The sequence below is a fragment of the Cobetia sp. 1CM21F genome, from assembly GCF_023161745.1.
GTDB lineage: Bacteria > Pseudomonadota > Gammaproteobacteria > Pseudomonadales > Halomonadaceae > Cobetia > Cobetia amphilecti.
Map to the genome: position 1 here is coordinate 185,798 of NZ_JALNTQ010000003.1, position 15,743 is coordinate 201,540.

17 protein-coding genes are annotated in these 15,743 nt (G+C 64.7%); 14 read left to right on the forward strand and 3 right to left on the reverse strand.

The window, feature by feature from the left end:
• The first annotated feature begins 1 nt into the window (after window position 1).
• The 3 genes from MSG32_RS12165 (at window position 2) to MSG32_RS12175 (ending at window position 2,558) form a co-directional block, all read left to right on the forward strand.
• Entirely contained in the window at window positions 2–1,663 is a 1,662-nt protein-coding gene (locus tag MSG32_RS12165) for an ATP-binding protein (RefSeq protein ID WP_175089956.1), read from the forward strand.
• 24 nt (window positions 1,664–1,687) lie between these two features.
• Complete coding sequence (locus tag MSG32_RS12170; protein WP_216060139.1) at window positions 1,688–2,137, forward strand: lipocalin-like domain-containing protein; 450 nt, start codon at window positions 1,688–1,690, stop codon at window positions 2,135–2,137.
• 214 nt (window positions 2,138–2,351) lie between these two features.
• Window positions 2,352–2,558 (forward strand): cold-shock protein, encoded by a 207-nt coding sequence (locus tag MSG32_RS12175; RefSeq protein ID WP_043333698.1) that lies wholly within the window; start codon window positions 2,352–2,354, stop codon window positions 2,556–2,558.
• A 237-nt stretch (window positions 2,559–2,795) separates the two neighbouring features.
• Here the strand turns inward: MSG32_RS12175 and MSG32_RS12180 are convergent, their stop codons facing one another.
• Window positions 2,796–3,707 (reverse strand): LysR family transcriptional regulator, encoded by a 912-nt coding sequence (locus tag MSG32_RS12180; protein ID WP_192838628.1) that lies wholly within the window; start codon window positions 3,705–3,707, stop codon window positions 2,796–2,798.
• 600 nt (window positions 3,708–4,307) lie between these two features.
• On the opposite strand from MSG32_RS12180, the gene MSG32_RS12185 reads away from it, so the two are divergent.
• Entirely contained in the window at window positions 4,308–5,288 is a 981-nt protein-coding gene (locus MSG32_RS12185) for an MliC family protein (RefSeq protein WP_248379903.1), read from the forward strand.
• Between the two features lie 154 nt (window positions 5,289–5,442).
• A complete protein-coding gene (locus tag MSG32_RS12190; protein WP_248379905.1) occupies window positions 5,443–6,072 on the forward strand; it encodes an NAD(P)H-dependent oxidoreductase in 630 nt (209 codons plus the stop codon).
• A 110-nt stretch (window positions 6,073–6,182) separates the two neighbouring features.
• Here MSG32_RS12190 and MSG32_RS12195 read toward each other — a convergent pair whose 3' ends face one another.
• Window positions 6,183–6,809: a YigZ family protein gene (locus MSG32_RS12195; RefSeq protein WP_248379907.1), complete on the reverse strand. Its 627-nt coding sequence runs from the start codon at window positions 6,807–6,809 to the stop codon at window positions 6,183–6,185.
• 26 nt (window positions 6,810–6,835) lie between these two features.
• Entirely contained in the window at window positions 6,836–7,312 is a 477-nt protein-coding gene (locus tag MSG32_RS12200; protein WP_043333703.1) for a LexA family transcriptional regulator, read from the reverse strand.
• Window positions 7,313–7,784: 472 nt separating this feature from the next.
• On the opposite strand from MSG32_RS12200, the gene ccmA reads away from it, so the two are divergent.
• The 9 genes from ccmA (at window position 7,785) to ccmI (ending at window position 15,551) form a co-directional block, all read left to right on the forward strand.
• A complete protein-coding gene (gene ccmA / locus MSG32_RS12205) occupies window positions 7,785–8,576 on the forward strand; it encodes a cytochrome c biogenesis heme-transporting ATPase CcmA (protein ID WP_248379909.1) in 792 nt (263 codons plus the stop codon).
• Window positions 8,573–9,295, forward strand: coding sequence for a heme exporter protein CcmB (ccmB, locus tag MSG32_RS12210; RefSeq protein ID WP_043333704.1), 723 nt, complete (start codon window positions 8,573–8,575; stop codon window positions 9,293–9,295). The genes ccmA and ccmB overlap by 4 nt, the downstream gene beginning before the upstream one ends.
• Before the next feature lie 165 nt (window positions 9,296–9,460).
• Window positions 9,461–10,222, forward strand: a complete 762-nt coding sequence (locus MSG32_RS12215; protein ID WP_248380156.1) for a heme ABC transporter permease — start codon at window positions 9,461–9,463, stop codon at window positions 10,220–10,222.
• Complete coding sequence (gene ccmD, locus MSG32_RS12220) at window positions 10,219–10,485, forward strand: heme exporter protein CcmD (RefSeq protein ID WP_248379911.1); 267 nt, start codon at window positions 10,219–10,221, stop codon at window positions 10,483–10,485. Before MSG32_RS12215 ends, ccmD begins: the two co-directional genes overlap by 4 nt.
• 81 nt (window positions 10,486–10,566) lie before the next feature.
• On the forward strand, window positions 10,567–11,073 hold the full coding sequence (ccmE, locus tag MSG32_RS12225; RefSeq protein WP_248379913.1) for a cytochrome c maturation protein CcmE: 507 nt from the start codon (window positions 10,567–10,569) through the stop codon (window positions 11,071–11,073).
• On the forward strand, window positions 11,073–13,073 hold the full coding sequence (locus MSG32_RS12230; protein ID WP_054555298.1) for a heme lyase CcmF/NrfE family subunit: 2,001 nt from the start codon (window positions 11,073–11,075) through the stop codon (window positions 13,071–13,073). Before ccmE ends, MSG32_RS12230 begins: the two co-directional genes overlap by 1 nt.
• Window positions 13,070–13,648, forward strand: a complete 579-nt coding sequence (locus tag MSG32_RS12235; protein ID WP_248379915.1) for a DsbE family thiol:disulfide interchange protein — start codon at window positions 13,070–13,072, stop codon at window positions 13,646–13,648. Before MSG32_RS12230 ends, MSG32_RS12235 begins: the two co-directional genes overlap by 4 nt.
• A 53-nt stretch (window positions 13,649–13,701) precedes the next feature.
• Entirely contained in the window at window positions 13,702–14,193 is a 492-nt protein-coding gene (locus MSG32_RS12240; RefSeq protein WP_248380158.1) for a cytochrome c-type biogenesis protein, read from the forward strand.
• The gene (gene ccmI / locus MSG32_RS12245) at window positions 14,190–15,551 is read left to right on the forward strand and encodes a c-type cytochrome biogenesis protein CcmI (protein ID WP_248379917.1); all 1,362 of its coding nucleotides are present in this window, start codon (window positions 14,190–14,192) and stop codon (window positions 15,549–15,551) included. The genes MSG32_RS12240 and ccmI overlap by 4 nt, the downstream gene beginning before the upstream one ends.
• Window positions 15,552–15,743 lie beyond the last annotated feature (192 nt).

Below are 15,743 nucleotides of genomic sequence, written 5' to 3' on the forward strand. Positions count from 1 at the left end.
GATGCGCCGGGCTCTCTCCGACAGCATCTTCCTGCGTGTCTATGTCGCCTTGCTGGTGGCATTGGTGCTCACGCTGGGCATCGCGCTGGGCGGTTTTCAACTGACCAACATGGTCCGGCTGGAGGCCTACCAGACGCGTCTGGGCGCGGCGCCGATGCGCCTGCTGGTGAGCCAGATCGCGGCCACGCCGGAGGCTGAGCGCGGGGCCTTCCTCAATCGGACCGCCCGGCTGCTGGATGGGCGGTTGTTGCTGGCACCGGCGGCGGTCTTTGACCTCAGCTGGTGGGAGCAGCGCCGCCTTGAGGCCGGGCGGCCGCTGGTGCGGCCGCATGATGACGCCGGCTGGCAGCTGCTGATGGCGGTGCCCGGCGAAGAGAGAGTGCTGGAATTCCGGCTGCTGCATCTCGCGGAGCGGCAGTTGCGCGGGTTGATGGTGTCGCTGCATGACACCCTGCAGCCCATGAATGCCGAGCAACGCAGCGACTTGCTGGCCCAGCTGCAGCAGGCCTCCGGTCTGTCCTTCGCGCTGCTGCCGGACATTCCGCAGAATCTCGATGCGCAGCAGGCCAGTCGCCTGGAGGCCGGTCGAGTGGTGCTCAACGTGGCCAGTCACGGTCAGGCGATGGCGCTCTATACTCGTCTGGGGGACCGCGCCATGCTCAAGGTCGGGCCCATCCGCGGCTTCGAGACGACACCGCCGGCCTTGATCATCGCCATGATACTGGCGGTCATCAGTCTGCTGGGCGGCGTCATCTATCTGGTGGTGCGTTCACTGGAGGCGCGCCTGACGCGTCTGGAAAAGGCCGCGACACGCATCGCGGGCGGCTATCTCGATACGCGGGTGCGCATCGAGTCCAATGACTTTCTCGGGCGTCTCGGCATGGCCTTCAATGGCATGGCCGAGCGGGTGCAGGGGTTGCTGGGCGCGCAGCAGGACATGATTCGGGCGGTCTCGCATGAATTGCGCACGCCGGTGGCGCGTATCCGCTTCGCGCTGCAGATGATCGAGGACATGGTCGATGATGATTTCGTCCAGCGTCAGATAAAGGGCGCAGACGGCGACATCGAGGAACTCGACAAGCTGATCGACGAGATCCTGACCTACGCACGCCTCAACAATGCCGCCGGTATCCAGCTGGACCTCGGCATGGTGGATTGCCGCGAGATCGCGGAGCAGGTCTGCGAGACGCTGGCGCCGCTGCATCCTGAGTTGCTGCTGAGCATCGAAGGCGAGGCGCTGGAAGTCGAGGCCGAGGCACGCTATCTGCAGCGGGCGCTGCAGAATCTGGTCTCCAATGCCTGCCGGCACGCGGACTCCCGTGTACTGGTGCGCATTACCAGTGACCCGCAGGTGGTCAGGCTCGATGTCGAGGACGATGGCCCCGGCATCAACGAGGAAGATCGCAAGAAGGTCTTCAAGCCCTTCGCGCGCCTGGACGATTCGCGTACGCGTGCGTCCGGCGGCTACGGGCTGGGGCTCTCCATCGTGCAGAAGATCCTGCATTCCCACGGCGGCAGCGTGGTGGTGGACAAGGGCAGGTCGCTCAAGGGCGCGCGTTTCAGCCTGTTGCTGCCACTGACCTCCAGCCAGCTGGAACGCAAGGCGCCTGTGCCCTTGCCGCCGGTCAAGCCGCCGTCACTCCAGGACGAGCACGCCACCTGATCACGACCGTTTGAGGAATCGGCCATGCGGCAATCCCCCTTGTCACTGCATCCTGACTTGATCGGCGCGTGGCGGCTCGAGCGCTTCTGGTATGCCTGGCCGGATGGACGCGAGCTGGAGCCGCTGGGCGAGTGCAAGGGCCAGCTGCATTACATGGCCAATGGCTATATGAGCGTGCAGCTGGTGTCCTGTGAGCGTCAGCCTCTGGGGATGGCGCCGACGGATGATCAGCTGGTCGCCGCCTTTCGTGAGGGCTTTGCCTACTGTGGGCGCTGGCAGTGGGACAGTGAGCGGGAGGAGGTCTGCCATCATCTGTCGCTGGCCACGATCGCCGATTGGGATGAGGTGACGCTTGTGCGGCGCGTCACGCTCGAGGGAGACCGCCTGCTGCTGGGGACCGATGCGCCGAATCTGCAACTGCCGGAAGGGGGATTTCTGACCTGGCTGGAGTGGCATCGCTTGGCGACTGTGTGAAGTGATTGTCGAAAAGGCTTGACGTGATCATGGGTTAGCGTGCAATGTAGCCCCTGTTGGATAGCAAGACGCACCACTCAGTCGCCTGTGCTGCTCGGTAAATCGCCTTGAGCGCCCCGAGAAGCCTCGCTGATTTGATGCATGGTTTTGCTTTGCCCACGCTCTTCGGGTAATGCCCGTTATTTCAAACATGCTAATCAGAGAGGAATTTCTCATGGCTACAGGTACAGTTAAGTGGTTCAACGACGCTAAAGGTTTTGGTTTCATCGCTCCGGCTGACGGTGGTGACGATCTGTTCGTTCACTTCTCCGAAGTCCAGGCTGATGGCTTCAAGACCCTGCAGGACGGCCAGCAGGTCTCCTTCGACGTGACCCAGGGCCAGAAAGGCCTGCAGGCAGCCAACGTCAAGGCTATCGACTGATCATCACTCATTGCGGAATGCTTTCCGCTTGAGATGATAGATGTCAAGAACCGCCCCAGCTCATGCTGGGGCGGTTCTGTTTGTGCTGAAGAAAAGTCTTTTGCGTAGCCGTAGTGATATGGCGCGAACAAGCAGTGATCAGCAGATACGCGAAAGCCCCACCAATCGATGCCTTGCGGCCTGTCGAGTGGTGGGGCTTTCGTGTATCCATTCCTCGTAAGCGCTGAGGCCCGGGTATCAGGCAGGCTTCACGCCACTCAGCACCTCGAATGATGTCTCACGGGCGGTACGCAGGAAGTCGTCCATCCACGGCGTGCCGAGCAGATCTTCTCTGACGGCGGCGTAGAGTGTCGCCCAGACACCGTCGCCCAGCGACAGGCCGCGCACGTAATCGCGCGTCAGGTACTCGGCCAGCGCCCAGTTAGGAAGCGCCGTGACGCCGCGGCCGCTGGCGACCAGCTGCATCATCATCACCGTCATCTCGGCGCTGCGGATCTCGCGCGGGCTCACGTTGGCCGGTTCGAGGAACTGGGTGAAGACGTCCAGGCGATCATGCTCGACCGGATAGATGATCAAGGTCTCGTCGCACAGGTCCTGCGGCTCCACATGGCCCTTGATGGCCAGTGCATGCTGGCGTGCCACGGCCAGCATGACCTCATAGCGGAACAGCGGAATGTACTGGATACCGGCCATCTCCACCGGGTTGGCGGTGATGACCAGGTCCAGCTGCTCGCGGCCCAATGCCTGCAGGGGAGCGAAGCTGTGGCCCGAGGGGATATCGACTTCGATCTCCGGCCAGTGATCGCGGAAGCGATCCACCGTCGGCATCAGCCACTGAAAACAGCTATGGCACTCGATGGCCATGTGCAGCCGGCCCTGCTCGCTACCCGCCATGCGAGCAATGTCGCGCTCAGCCATGCGGAACTGAGGCAGTACCTGCTCTGCCAGCGACAACAGGCGCTGTCCGGCGCGGGTGAACTCCACGGGGCGCGTCTTGCGGATGAACAGCGGCGCGCCCAGGCGCTCCTCGAGGTCCTTCAGCTGATGGGACAGGGCGGACTGGGTAAGGTGGACACGCTCCGCGGCTTCGACCAGCGAGCCAGCATCACGCAGGGCCAGCAGGGTACGCAGATGGCGCAATTCAAGCATGATGAATGGTGCTCATGTTGAGAGGTTGAGTGAGAAAGGTGCGTTGTGAACGGCAAGTGGAGACAGGCCAGTTGAGAACGATAAGTTGAAAGTCCTGGCGCAAGCCGCGAGCGAGTCAATCACTCCCGCGAGACTGGATCAGTGGCGGAGTGGCAGCGGGATCTCCCCCCTGCCAGGCCAGCATCGTAACGCGCGGCTGCCCGAGGGCGCTCATGACACTGTCTCATATTCATGGCGATTCGCGTATCACTGAGATAGTGGAGCACGAAGGGCGCCGGAGTCAGCTGTGCAGAGGGTGTCATGCAAGGCCGGCAGGGCACGCGCCTTGTACCCTCAGTGCATTCCCATCCCCACAAGCCTCACTGCGCTTGATAGACTTTGGCAGGGTGCGCCAGGAAGGCCGCCGTCTCCGCCTTGAAGTCCAGCCATGCCGCAGTGTCTCGTCGCGAGAGTCCTGCGCTGCATCTTGTCGTCCGACATGCCCAGGGAGGGTTCATCATGTCACGTCATTGCTGTCGTCTTTTTGCCATTTCCCGTGCGTTGCCCCATAGGTGGGCCGCGAGCCTCACGCCAGGGATGATCGCTGCCGGTCGAGCGGGCTTGCGCCTGTCGCCTCTGGCGGTGCCCCTGCTGCTGGCCGGATGTACCTCCCTGCCGTGGAGTCAGGATGCCATTTCAGAGGCGGATGCTGGCCAGCCGCCGCTGAAGGTGCCGGCCCCCGCGCAGGACCCGGGCCCCGTGGTGCATGAGGTGGCGAAGAAGCCTGCGCCGCCCAGTGCGGAATCGCTAGGCAAGGCCGCTGCCGTGACCTTGCCCTCCAGCTTTCTGCCACCGCCCCGGGCGAGTGAGTATCAGGTGTGGCGCTGCACTCCGGCGCAGGATCTGCTGATGGCCTTCAGTGAAGGCGACGCCGAGGCGTCGCATGACTGGTTGCGGCTGTGGTCGCGTCGGCATGCCTATACCCTGGAGCGGGTCGTCAGTGCCTCGGGCGAGCGCTATCAGGCCAATGCCGGTGCATCGTCGGCCGAGCAGGCGTCTGGTGATGTGAAGGCGTTGCCCGGTGAAGAGGGACTGGAGGTGTGGTTCAAGGGGCCCGAGGCGATGCTGCAGAATGCCCGTGGCAATCTGGAATGTGTGCAGGATGATCGGCGCGTGATTCATCCGACGACGCAGAAGCCGCTGTTGGTGGCGCAGGGCAATGAGCCCGGCTGGCAGGTCAGTCTCGACAGCCAGCACAACCTGCTGACGCTGACGGCCATGCAGGGCTTGCTCGAGTCGCCGCACGAGGCGCAGGCATCCGAGCGCACTGCAGAGGCGGAGGCTGGCGCTCGCTCGTCAGGTGTCCAGGTGGTCAAGCTGCCTTATCGGGTCGCCCGCGAGGAAAATGATAGTCGTGTGCTCAAGGCGCAGCTCCCGGCTGACGGCAAGCAGGGCGAGCCATTGCAGCTGGTGGTCGCGCCGGGCGCCTGCTTCGATTCCATGCAGGGCGCGCCCTATCCGCTGACGGCGACCTTGACGATTGCGGGGCAGGAATTGAAGGGCTGTGGCGAGGCGTTCCATTATCAGTCGGCGGTCGAATAAGAGGGCTGACTGGATTTAATATTCGCTTTTTTCGAATGATATGGGCGATTTAAGTCGCTTTTCGTGTGGAATGGTTCATTTATCATGCTGTGCATGCGGATCGGGTCGAACACCGTCGACAGGATCGCGCCTCACTTTCATGGAGACCCTCCACATGTCAAAAGCTTCGCTCAATGTCCTGCTGGTGTCTGCTTCCCTGTTCGCCGACAAGGGCAATTCACGTGCGCTGGCCTCATCCTTCGTCAGTGCGCTCGAGGCCTCCGGGCAGCCATTTCAGCTGACGCATCATGATCTGGTCGAGCGTGACCTGCCGCATCTCGATGGCGCGGAAATGCAGGCCTGGATGACGCCGGCGGATGAGCGTAGCGCCGAGCAACGCAAGCTCGCCGCACTGTCCGATGGTTTTCTGGCCGAGCTGAGAGCGGCAGACCTGCTGGTCGTCGCGGCACCGCTCTACAATCTGGGCCTGCCGACGCAGATGAAGGCGTGGTTCGACCGGGTGCTGCGTGCCGGAGAGACCTTCCGCTATACCGAGAAAGGGCCGGTGGGCCTGCTGGAAGGCAAGCAGGCGCTGGTACTGGCGGCGCGTGGCGGCATGTACGCGGGCACTGAAATGGATTCCCAGACACCGCACCTGAAATCCATGCTCGGGCTGATGGGGATCACGGATCAGCACTTCGTGTATGCCGAAGGACTCAACATGGGCGATGAGCCCAGGGCTGCCTCGCTGGCCGAGGCCAAGGCAGCCATCGCCAATCAGGTGGAAGCCCTGCAGTTCCGCTGAGAGAAGTGAAAACACGAACGCCATCGCCGCCCCCTGTCTGGGCGGCGATGGCGTTCGTGTTTGTGCAGAGCCAAAGGGAATCGCTGGCGCCGGTCAGTCGCTGGTGCAGATCAGTCGCGGGAGTCGAGCACTTCCAGCGCTCCCTTGAGGCGCGCATGCAGTTCTTCCAGCGGCGGCTGGGCGCCACCTTGCGGCCAGCCCGCCGTCAACACCACGCCATCGGCACCATAGTCGCTGGCATCCACCGGCACATCGTAGCCGCTCAACCAGTGGCGAACATCGGCTTCATGGGCGAAGCCGACCTTCAGACGCCTGGGCGTGCGCGGCGTGAAGGTCGTGGTGGGCAGGTTCTCGAGCGCCTCGAGCACCGCGCGGCTGTATGCGCGCGCCAGGCCACCGGTGCCCAGCTTGATACCGCCGAAGTAGCGGATCACCACGCAGGCCACCTGGCCGACGCCACTGCCTTCGAGCACCTGATACATCGGCCTGCCAGCAGTGCCGCCCGGCTCGCCATCATCGGAGAAGCCGATGGCGTTCTGCTCATTGGGCGCCCCGGCGATGAACGCCGTGCAGTGATGGCGTGCGTTGGGGTGGGCGAGATGCGCCTGAGCCAGCAGCCGCGTCATGCCTTCTGGCGTCGGGGCATGGGCCAGCCAGGCGATGAAGCGGCTCTTCTCGATCTCGATGCTGTGTTCATGATGCGCCTCGGGCGCCAGTGCCGGTATCAGATAGGTCATGGCACCATCTTACCAAAGCGTCGCCCTCAGTGAGTGACAGCATTGCCGCGCACCACGCCCATCACCATGCCCAGCACTTCGATATCGGCATTCTTGAGATAGATGGGGGCCATGCTGTCGTTGGCCGGTTGCAGGCGCACGCCGGTCTTCTCGATATACAGCTTCTTCAGCGTCACTTCCTGCTGATTGATCATCACCACGGCAGTCTCGCCATTCTCGGCGCTTTCGCTGCGTTCGATGATGATGATGTCGCCATCATGGATATTGCAGTTGATCATCGAATGGCCGCGCACGCGCAGGGCGTAGGTATTGCGGCGCACCATGCGCGTCGGCACGGCAACCGTACCGCAGTCGGCGATGGCTTCGATGGGCATGCCGGCGGTGATGTTGCCGAGCAGCGGGATATCCATCATGTCGCTGGCGGTGATTTCCTGCCAGGCCTGGTCATTGAGCGGCAGGTTGTGAAGACGCTGAAGGTAGTGCGGAGCGTGAAGACGTGACATGAGCTATCCCCTGATGCCGTGCGGTCGGCGCGGATGGTGCGTCGGCCTGCGGTGCAGCGTGGAGGGTCGTCAGGCTGAGTTCATCTGTCGCCTGCTAGGCTCCGCGAACATGCTGACAACGCGTTGAGCCGACCCGATCAGTCTGTGCCTGCACTCGGCAGGCGTGTGATGAAGGTACTGTATGGATACTGTTTTTGTATACAGTGCCTGCATCATAGCAAGCTCTCGCGAAGTGGCAAGAGGTGAGCGGATCGACCAACGCCAATCCAGCGAAAGTGCGTCGTATGAATGTGCACCACATGTCGCTGATATATTTCTCGAGTGCTTGACTGCCCGTCATGGCGGGGCTGCGAGGCCAGGTGATCGGCTGCTCGGTGGTCAGTGTCGACCTCAGCTCGTAGAATGGCTCGCAGTGACCCTTGGGTCTGCCTTTGATGTCGCACTTCGCGACGGCTCAGCCGCGAGAATCCGGATGCCCAGCCAGCCTGCCAGCGATGAAGTCTGTAGCGCGCCGCCTCTGTTGGCGGTCGTGGCGCTCGGCTGTGAGCGTGATGAGCGCTGGCTGTTCGAGGGGCTGGATCTTTCGCTGCATGCGGGAGAGATCCTGCAGGTCGAGGGCCCCAATGGCAGTGGCAAGACCACCCTGCTCAAGATTCTGTCCGGTCAGTTCCATGACTACGAGGGCGAGGTGCTGTGGCGCGGCCAGGCCACCTCGCGGGTGCGTGACGACTTTCTGGGCTCACTGCTCTATCTGGGTCACCAGCCCGGCATCAAGGGCACCCTGACCGCATTGGAAAACCTTGCCTGGTATCAGGCGCTGGGCGGTCAACCGCAGGCGAAGTCAGAGGCCCGCCGCGAGCTCGCCTGGGCGGCGCTGGACGCCGTGGGGCTGGCCGGTTTCGAGGATGTGCCTGCCCAGCAGCTGTCCGCCGGTCAGCAGCGACGTATCGCGCTGGCGCGGCTGCATCTGACGCCACGCCGGCTGTGGGTGCTCGATGAGCCCTTTACCGCCATCGATCGTGACGGCGTTCAGGCGCTGGAGGCACTGCTGCTGGCTCACGCCCAGCGTGGGGGCAGCGTGGTGATGACGACTCATCATCGCTTCTCACAGGCCTCGCGCTTGCGCCGCCTGTGCCTGGGCGCGAAGGAAGGGGAGAAGGCCGAACAGGGATCAGAGCAGGGGCTGGAACAGGGGCTAGAACAGGGTTCAGGGCAGGGCGTGGGCGGGAAAGACACAGCCTCGACACAAGGCGCCTCGGCATGAACCATGAGCTGCTGACGGCACTGCCCGAGGCCCCGCCCACCAGCTCGCTGGCCGGTGCCTTCAAGGCGACCCTCGCGCGCGACCTGCGTCAGGCGCTGCGCCGACGCAGTGAGCTGATCAATCCGCTGGTGTTCTTCGCCCTGGTGATCACGCTGTTTCCGTTGGGCATCTCCCCGGACAAGGCGCTGCTGGCGACGCTGGCGCCGGGCCTGCTGTGGGTGGCGGCATTGCTGGCGACGCTGCTGTCACTGGACGGTCTGTTCCGGCAGGATCTGGAGGACGGCAGCCTCGAGCAACTGTTGCTGACGCCGCAGCCATTGCCGTTGCTGGTGCTGGCCAAGGTGGCGGGCCACTGGCTGCTGACCGGCCTGCCGCTGGCGCTGATGGCACCCTTGCTGGGCGTGATGCTGGGGCTGCCGAGCGGCGCCTTTGGCGTGTTGATCGCCTCGCTGGCGCTGGGCAGCATGAGCCTGTCATTGATCGGTGCGATCGGTGCGGCACTCACGGTGGGGCTGCGTCGCGGCGGGGTGCTGCTCTCGCTGATCATTCTGCCGCTGTACATTCCGGTGCTGATCTTCGGTGCCGGCGCCGTACAGAGCGCCGTCAATGGCATGCCCAGCCTGGCCCATCTGGCCATTCTGGGCGCGATGCTGGCGCTGGCCCTGCTGCTGGCACCGCTCGCCATCGCCGCCGGACTCAGGCTGAGCATCAATGGCTAGCCCGATCAAGAACTGCATGACGCTGCCCGGGCATTCTCGGGCATTCGCAAGGCTCTTCATTGCCCCTGACAAGAGGCCCGTGTGACCGCCGACTCCGACTCTCCTCAAGCGCCTGCCCGCAAGGTTCGCCCCCGCAAGGGCGGGCTATGGCCGTGGCTGCATCGCATGGGCGCACCGGCGACCTTCTTCGCGGCCAGCCAGCGCTGGCTGCCGTGGCTCTGGGCCCTGGCCATCATCGCGCTGGTGGCCGGCAGTGTCTGGGGGCTGGCCTTCGCGCCCGCCGACTACCAGCAGGGCAACAGCTTCCGCATCATCTATGTGCATGTGCCGGCGGCGATTCTCGCCCAGTCGTGCTTCATGCTGCTGGCGGTGTGCGCGCTTCTCTTCCTGGTGTGGAAGATCAAGCTGGCGGACATGGTCGCCACGGCCGCCGCGCCTGTCGGTGCCCTGATGACGGCGCTGGCGCTGTTTTCCGGCTCGGTGTGGGGCATTCCCACCTGGGGCACCTGGTGGATCTGGGATGCCCGGCTGACCTCGATGCTGATCCAGCTGTTCCTGTATCTAGGCGTGATCGTGCTGCGTGGCTCCTTCGCCAGCCGTGACAGCGGTTCGCGCGCGGCCTCGATCCTGGCGCTGGTCGGCATGGTCAACATCCCGATCATCAAGTATTCGGTGGACTGGTGGAGCACACTGCATCAACCGGCCACCTTCACGCTCAGCGAAGCGCCGCCGATGCCGGCCAGCATGTGGATTCCCTTGCTGATGATGGTGATCGGCTTCTACGCCCTGTTCGGCGCGCTGGTGCTGATGCGCACGCGGGTCGAGGTGCTGAGACGCGAGAGTCGCAAGCAGTGGGTGCGTGATCTGCTGACTCCGCCTTCGCGCCCCGACGCTGCGGTAGTCGCGGTAGAAGGAGATAAACCATGAACCTGCCGGGCATCGCCTTCACGAGTGTCAGCGAGTTCTTCGCCATGGGCGGCCATGCACTGTATGTGTGGTCGGCCTGGGGGCTGACGGCGGCGTGCCTGGTGGGGCTGGTGATCGCCACGCGGCTGTCGCGTCGCGCGCTGGAGACGGATATCCGTCGCCGCCTGCGCCGTGACGCTTCCCGTCATTCTTCGCACCCTGCTTCACACCGCGCTTCGCATCGTTCGTCACATCAGGCTTCGCGCCATACCTCTCGTGATTGAACCTGTTTTCTCCCTCCCGCGGCGGTTGTCCCGCTGGCCGCGAGAGGCTTGACCGTCCCTTGCCCTGACCGAGCCCTGACCATGACTCCCAAACGCAAGCAGCGCCTGTATATCGTCACGGCCATCGTGCTGCTGGCCGCCCTCGCGGTGGGCCTGACCCTCTATGCCCTGCGCGCCAACATCAACGCCTTCTATACCCCGACGCAGATCGCCAGTGGCGAAGCGCCCCAGGGGCGGCAGATCCGTGCGGGCGGCATGGTGCGTGATGGCAGTGTCAGGCGCGACAACGAGACGCTGGATGCCATCTTCATCGTCACGGATTTCGATCACGACGTGACGGTGCATTATCAGGGCATCCTGCCGGACCTGTTCCGTGAAGGGCAGGGCGTGGTGGTGATGGGCACCTTCGATGGTGAGCATCTCGAGGCCAGCGAGGTGCTGGCCAAGCATGACGAGAAGTACATGCCGCCGGAGGTGACCGATGCACTCAAGGCCTCCGGACGAGATGTGTCTGGTAACAGGACGGGCAACCTGACCAGCGACAGCAGCGCAGCCAAGGCCGCGCTCGATCCGCAGGAGACCCCGTGATGGTGACGCAACTGTTGCCGGAAATCGGCCACTTCGCGCTGATTCTGGGTGCCTGTCTGGCCTGTGTGCAGGCGGTCGTACCGCTGGCGGGGGCCAGTACGCGCCGTCCGCTGTGGATGAGCTTCGCCCAGCCGATGGCCTGGGGGCAGTTCCTGTTCGTGCTGATCGCCTATGCCTGCCTGACCGCGAGCTTCCTGCTGGATGATTTCAGCGTCGCCTACATCGCCAACAACTCCAACAGCCAGCTGCCGTGGTACTTCAAGTTCAGCGCCGTGTGGGGCAGCCATGAAGGCTCGGTGCTGCTGTGGAGTCTGATACTGGCTGGCTGGGGCTTTGCCGTCTCGCTGGGCGCGCGCCATCTGCCGCGCGACATGCTGGCACGGGTGCTGGGCATCATGGGGCTGATCTCCACCGGCTTCATGGCCTTCGTGCTGCTGACCTCCAATCCCTTCGCGCGCCTGCTGCCGGACATGCCGGCTGACGGCGCGGACCTCAATCCGCTGCTGCAGGACATCGGGCTGATCATCCATCCGCCGATGCTCTACATGGGCTACGTGGGCTTCTCGGTGGCGTTCGCGTTCGCGATGGCGGCACTGATGGGCGGGCGTCTCGATGCCGCCTGGGCACGCTGGGCGCGCCCCTGGACCAATATCGCCTGGGCCTTCCTCACCGTCGGCATCGCGCTGGGCAGCTGGTGGGCCTACTACGAGCTCGGCTGGGGCGGCTGGTGGTTCTGGGACCCGGTGGAGAACGCCTCCCTGATGCCGTGGCTGGCCGGTACCGCCCTGATCCACTCGCTGGCGGTCACCGAGAAGCGCGGCGCCTTCAAGAGCTGGACGGTGCTGCTGTCGATCTTCGCCTTCTCGCTGTCACTGCTGGGCACCTTCCTGGTGCGCTCCGGCGTGCTGACCTCGGTGCACGCCTTCGCCAGCGACCCCGATCGCGGGCTGTTCATTCTGGTACTGCTCGGCATCACCGTCGGTGGCTCGCTGCTGCTGTTCGCGCTGCGCGCACCGCGCGTGCGTTCGACGCTGGGCTTTCACTGGCTGTCGCGGGATGCCTTCCTGCTGGTCAACAATCTCGTGCTGTTGGTGATGATGGTCACCGTGCTGCTGGGTACCCTCTATCCGCTGGTGCTGGATTCGCTGGGGCTGGGCAAGATCTCGGTGGGCCCGCCGTACTTCAATGCGCTGTTCGTGCCGCTGACCACGCTGCTGTGTGCCTTCATGGGCCTCGGGCCGGCCTCGCGCTGGAAGCAGATGCCGGGCCGCGAGCTTACGCGTCGTCTGGCGCTGGCCGGCAGCGCGGCACTCGTCATCGGCGGCCTGCTGCCGCTGACGCTGGATATCGAGTGGAGCTTCTCGGTGGCGCTCGGATTGGTCATCGCGCTGTGGGTGGTGCTGCCGCTGCTGCGCGACCTGTGGGACAAGAGTGCCTCGAAGGCGGGTCGCTGGGCGGGGCTCAAGCGCCTCACGCCCAGCTACTGGGGCATGCAGCTGGCGCATCTGGGGCTGGCGGTGACCATCGTCGGCGTGACGCTGGTCTCCAATACCGAGGTCGCCGAGAACGTGCGCATGGTGCAGGGCAAGGAAGTCAGCGTGGGCGGCTATCAGTTCCGCATGACCGAGCTTGGTGAATATCGCGGCCCCAACTACCTGTCGGACCGCGCCACGGTGGAAGTCAGCCGAGATGGTGACCCCGTGACGACACTGCATCCCGAGAAGCGTCTGTTCCTGGCCAGCGGCATGCCGATGACCGAGACCGCGCTCGATGCCGGCTTCACGCGTGACCTCTACGTCGCCATGGGTGAGAAGCTGGATGACGACAGCTGGGCGGTACGCATCCAGGTCAAACCCTTCGTGCGCTGGCTGTGGCTGGGCGCCCTGCTGATGGGGGCGGGCGGCGTGATCGCCGTGCTGGATCGCCGTTATCGCCGCCGTGTCGAGGCCAGCACGGCGTCTGACACCCGCTCCCTCGCCACGCAGGAGGCTCGCCCATGAATGTTCGTCGTCTGGTGCTGTTCGTGCCGCTGGTGGTCGTGGTGGGGCTGGGTGCCTTCCTCTACCAGCGCCTCGATGATGACCCCTATGCACGGGACTCCGCGCTGCTGTCGCGGCCCTTCCCCGAATTCTCGCTCAGCACCTTGAGTGATCCGCAGGCGCGCCGTGATGCCTCGCTGCTCAAGGGGCAGGTCAGCCTCGTCAATGTCTGGGGCGAGTGGTGCCCGACCTGCAAGCACGAGATGCCGCAGCTGCTGGATCTCGCCGAGCGGGGCGTGCACATGGTCGGCGTCGACTACAAGGACACCCGCGCCAAGGGCCGCCAGTTCCTGGAGGAATTCGGCAACCCGTTCAGCGTCAATCTGTTCGACCCCGAGGGCACGCTGGGCTTTGATCTCGGCGTCTATGGGGCACCGGAAACCTTCCTGGTCGATGCCGAGGGCGTGATCCGCTATCACCACACCGGCTACATCCGGCCCGAAGATGTCCGCGACGTCATCCTGCCGACGCTGGAGCGCATCGCGGAGCCCGCGACTGATGCTGCCAGCATGCCCGATGAGGAGGCCAGCTCATGAAATCCGTGCTCAGGAGTTTCGCCATCCCGCTGGTGCAGGCGCTGGTGGTGCTGATGTTTCTCGCCTGGCTGTCAGCCGGCAAGGCGCATGCCGCCATCGAGATGCATCAGTTCGACAATCCGGTGCTGCAGAAGCGCTACGACAGCCTGACCGCCGCGCTGCGCTGCCCCAAGTGTCAGAACCAGGCGATCGGCGACTCGGACTCCCCCATCGCCGGTGACATGCGTCAGAACGTGGCGGACCTGCTCAAGGACGGCCGCAGTGACAGCGAGATCCAGAATTTCATGGTCGCGCGCTTCGGCGAGTACGTGCTCTACAACCCGCGCCTCGATGGGCGCACCTGGCTGCTGTGGGGCGGTCCCGCTGTCCTGATCCTGCTCGGCCTGCTGGTCGTGACGCTGATCGTGCGCGCCCGACGGCGTGCGCGTGTGCGTGCGCTGGATGATGATGAGCAGGCGCGCCTGTCGGCACTGCTTGCCACGCACCGCCAGACCGGCGATGAGCAGCCCGGCGCTGGGCAACCCACTGCCAAGGAGCGCTCATGATCCTGTTATGGCTGGCAATTGCCGTGCTGTTGATTCCCGCCGGCTGGCTGCTGTTGCTGCCGTTGCGGCGTGCGCGTCGTGTGCATGCCGATCAGCAGGCGTTCGAGGACAACGACAGCCTCGGCGCCGAGAGCGTGCGTGTCTATCGGCGTCGACTGGCCTCGCTGGAGCGCGGCCATGCGCGCGGTGAGCTGGATGACACGGCGCTGGCGGAAGGGCGGGTCGAGCTGGAACGCAGCCTGCTGGAAGACGCCGAATCCCTCAAGCGCTCCCCGCTCAAGGCGGCCAGCAGTGGCCGTGTGCTGGTGCCCGTGTTGCTGGTGGCGATGGTGGCGGGCTCGCTCTACTGGTATCAGCGCGAAGGCGCGAGCGGGGACCTGGCGCTGGCGCAGGCGATTGCCGCCACGCCGATCCACGATGCTGCCAGCTTCGAGGCGCGCATCGCCCGACTGCGCGCCGAGGCCGAGGCCCAGCCCGACAACGCCAAGGTGTGGATGGCGCTGTTCCCGCTCTACCGCGATGCCGGACGTCTCGATGAGGCCATGCAGTCGCTCGAGGCGTTGATCGCGCTCGAAGGCCGCGTGCCTGCGTTGATCGCGCAGCTGGCGCAGCTCAAGTTCTTCGCCGCCCAGCGCACCCTGACCGATGAGGTCCAGACGCTGGTCGATGAAGTGCTGGCGGCCGATCCGCGTCAGCCGACGGTACTCGGCCTGCTCGGGATCGAGGCCTTCGATCATGCCCGCTATCCCGAGGCCATCGATTACTGGCGCAAGGCGATTGCCGGCTTCGAGAATCCCGATGCCGCCAAGGCGCTGCGCGAAGGCATCAAGGCCGCACGCCAGCGCATGGCCAGTGCCGGTGATGTCGATGCCTCGGTCGCCCTGGCCAACTCGGTCGCGCCAGATCAAGGCGCGGCGGCTCAGAGCACTGCGGCTGATCAGGACAGCAAGGAGGGCGCTGCACGTCTGACGCTCAAGGTGTCACTGGACCCGGCGCTCGAGGCGCAGCTGGCGGCGCTGCCGGTCAGTGCCGAAGCGGCGACCCTGTTCATCGTGGCGCGCGATGGTGAAGGCAAGCTGCCGCCGCTGGCAGTGGTGCGCACCACAGCGGACAAGCTGCCGCTGACGCTCACTCTGTCGGACGACAACGCCATGGCCCCGATGGCGCGACTCTCGATGGCCGAGCGCGTCACGCTCGTGGCGCGCATCTCCGCTTCCGGGCAGCCGACGGCCCAGCCGGGGGATCTCGAAGGCAAGCTCGAGAATGTCATCGTCACCCGCAGTGCCGATGACGAGAAGGGCACTGATGCGACACAGGCGCCGCTGGCACTGCGCATCGATCACCGCGTCACTCAGTAAGCTGCGATTGGTCCCTAGCCCGCGCGATGACGGCTTCGTTTGTCATTGCGCCGGTTGGGGCCATCGCCGCTTTTGGGTAGACTGCGCGCTGGTTTTTCGAAAATACCCTCGATGACCGGCTGTCTCGTCGTAAGGACATGTTTACCTTGCGGCGGTGCGGGCTCTTATCGAAAGGCCTGCGACGCCGCGGTA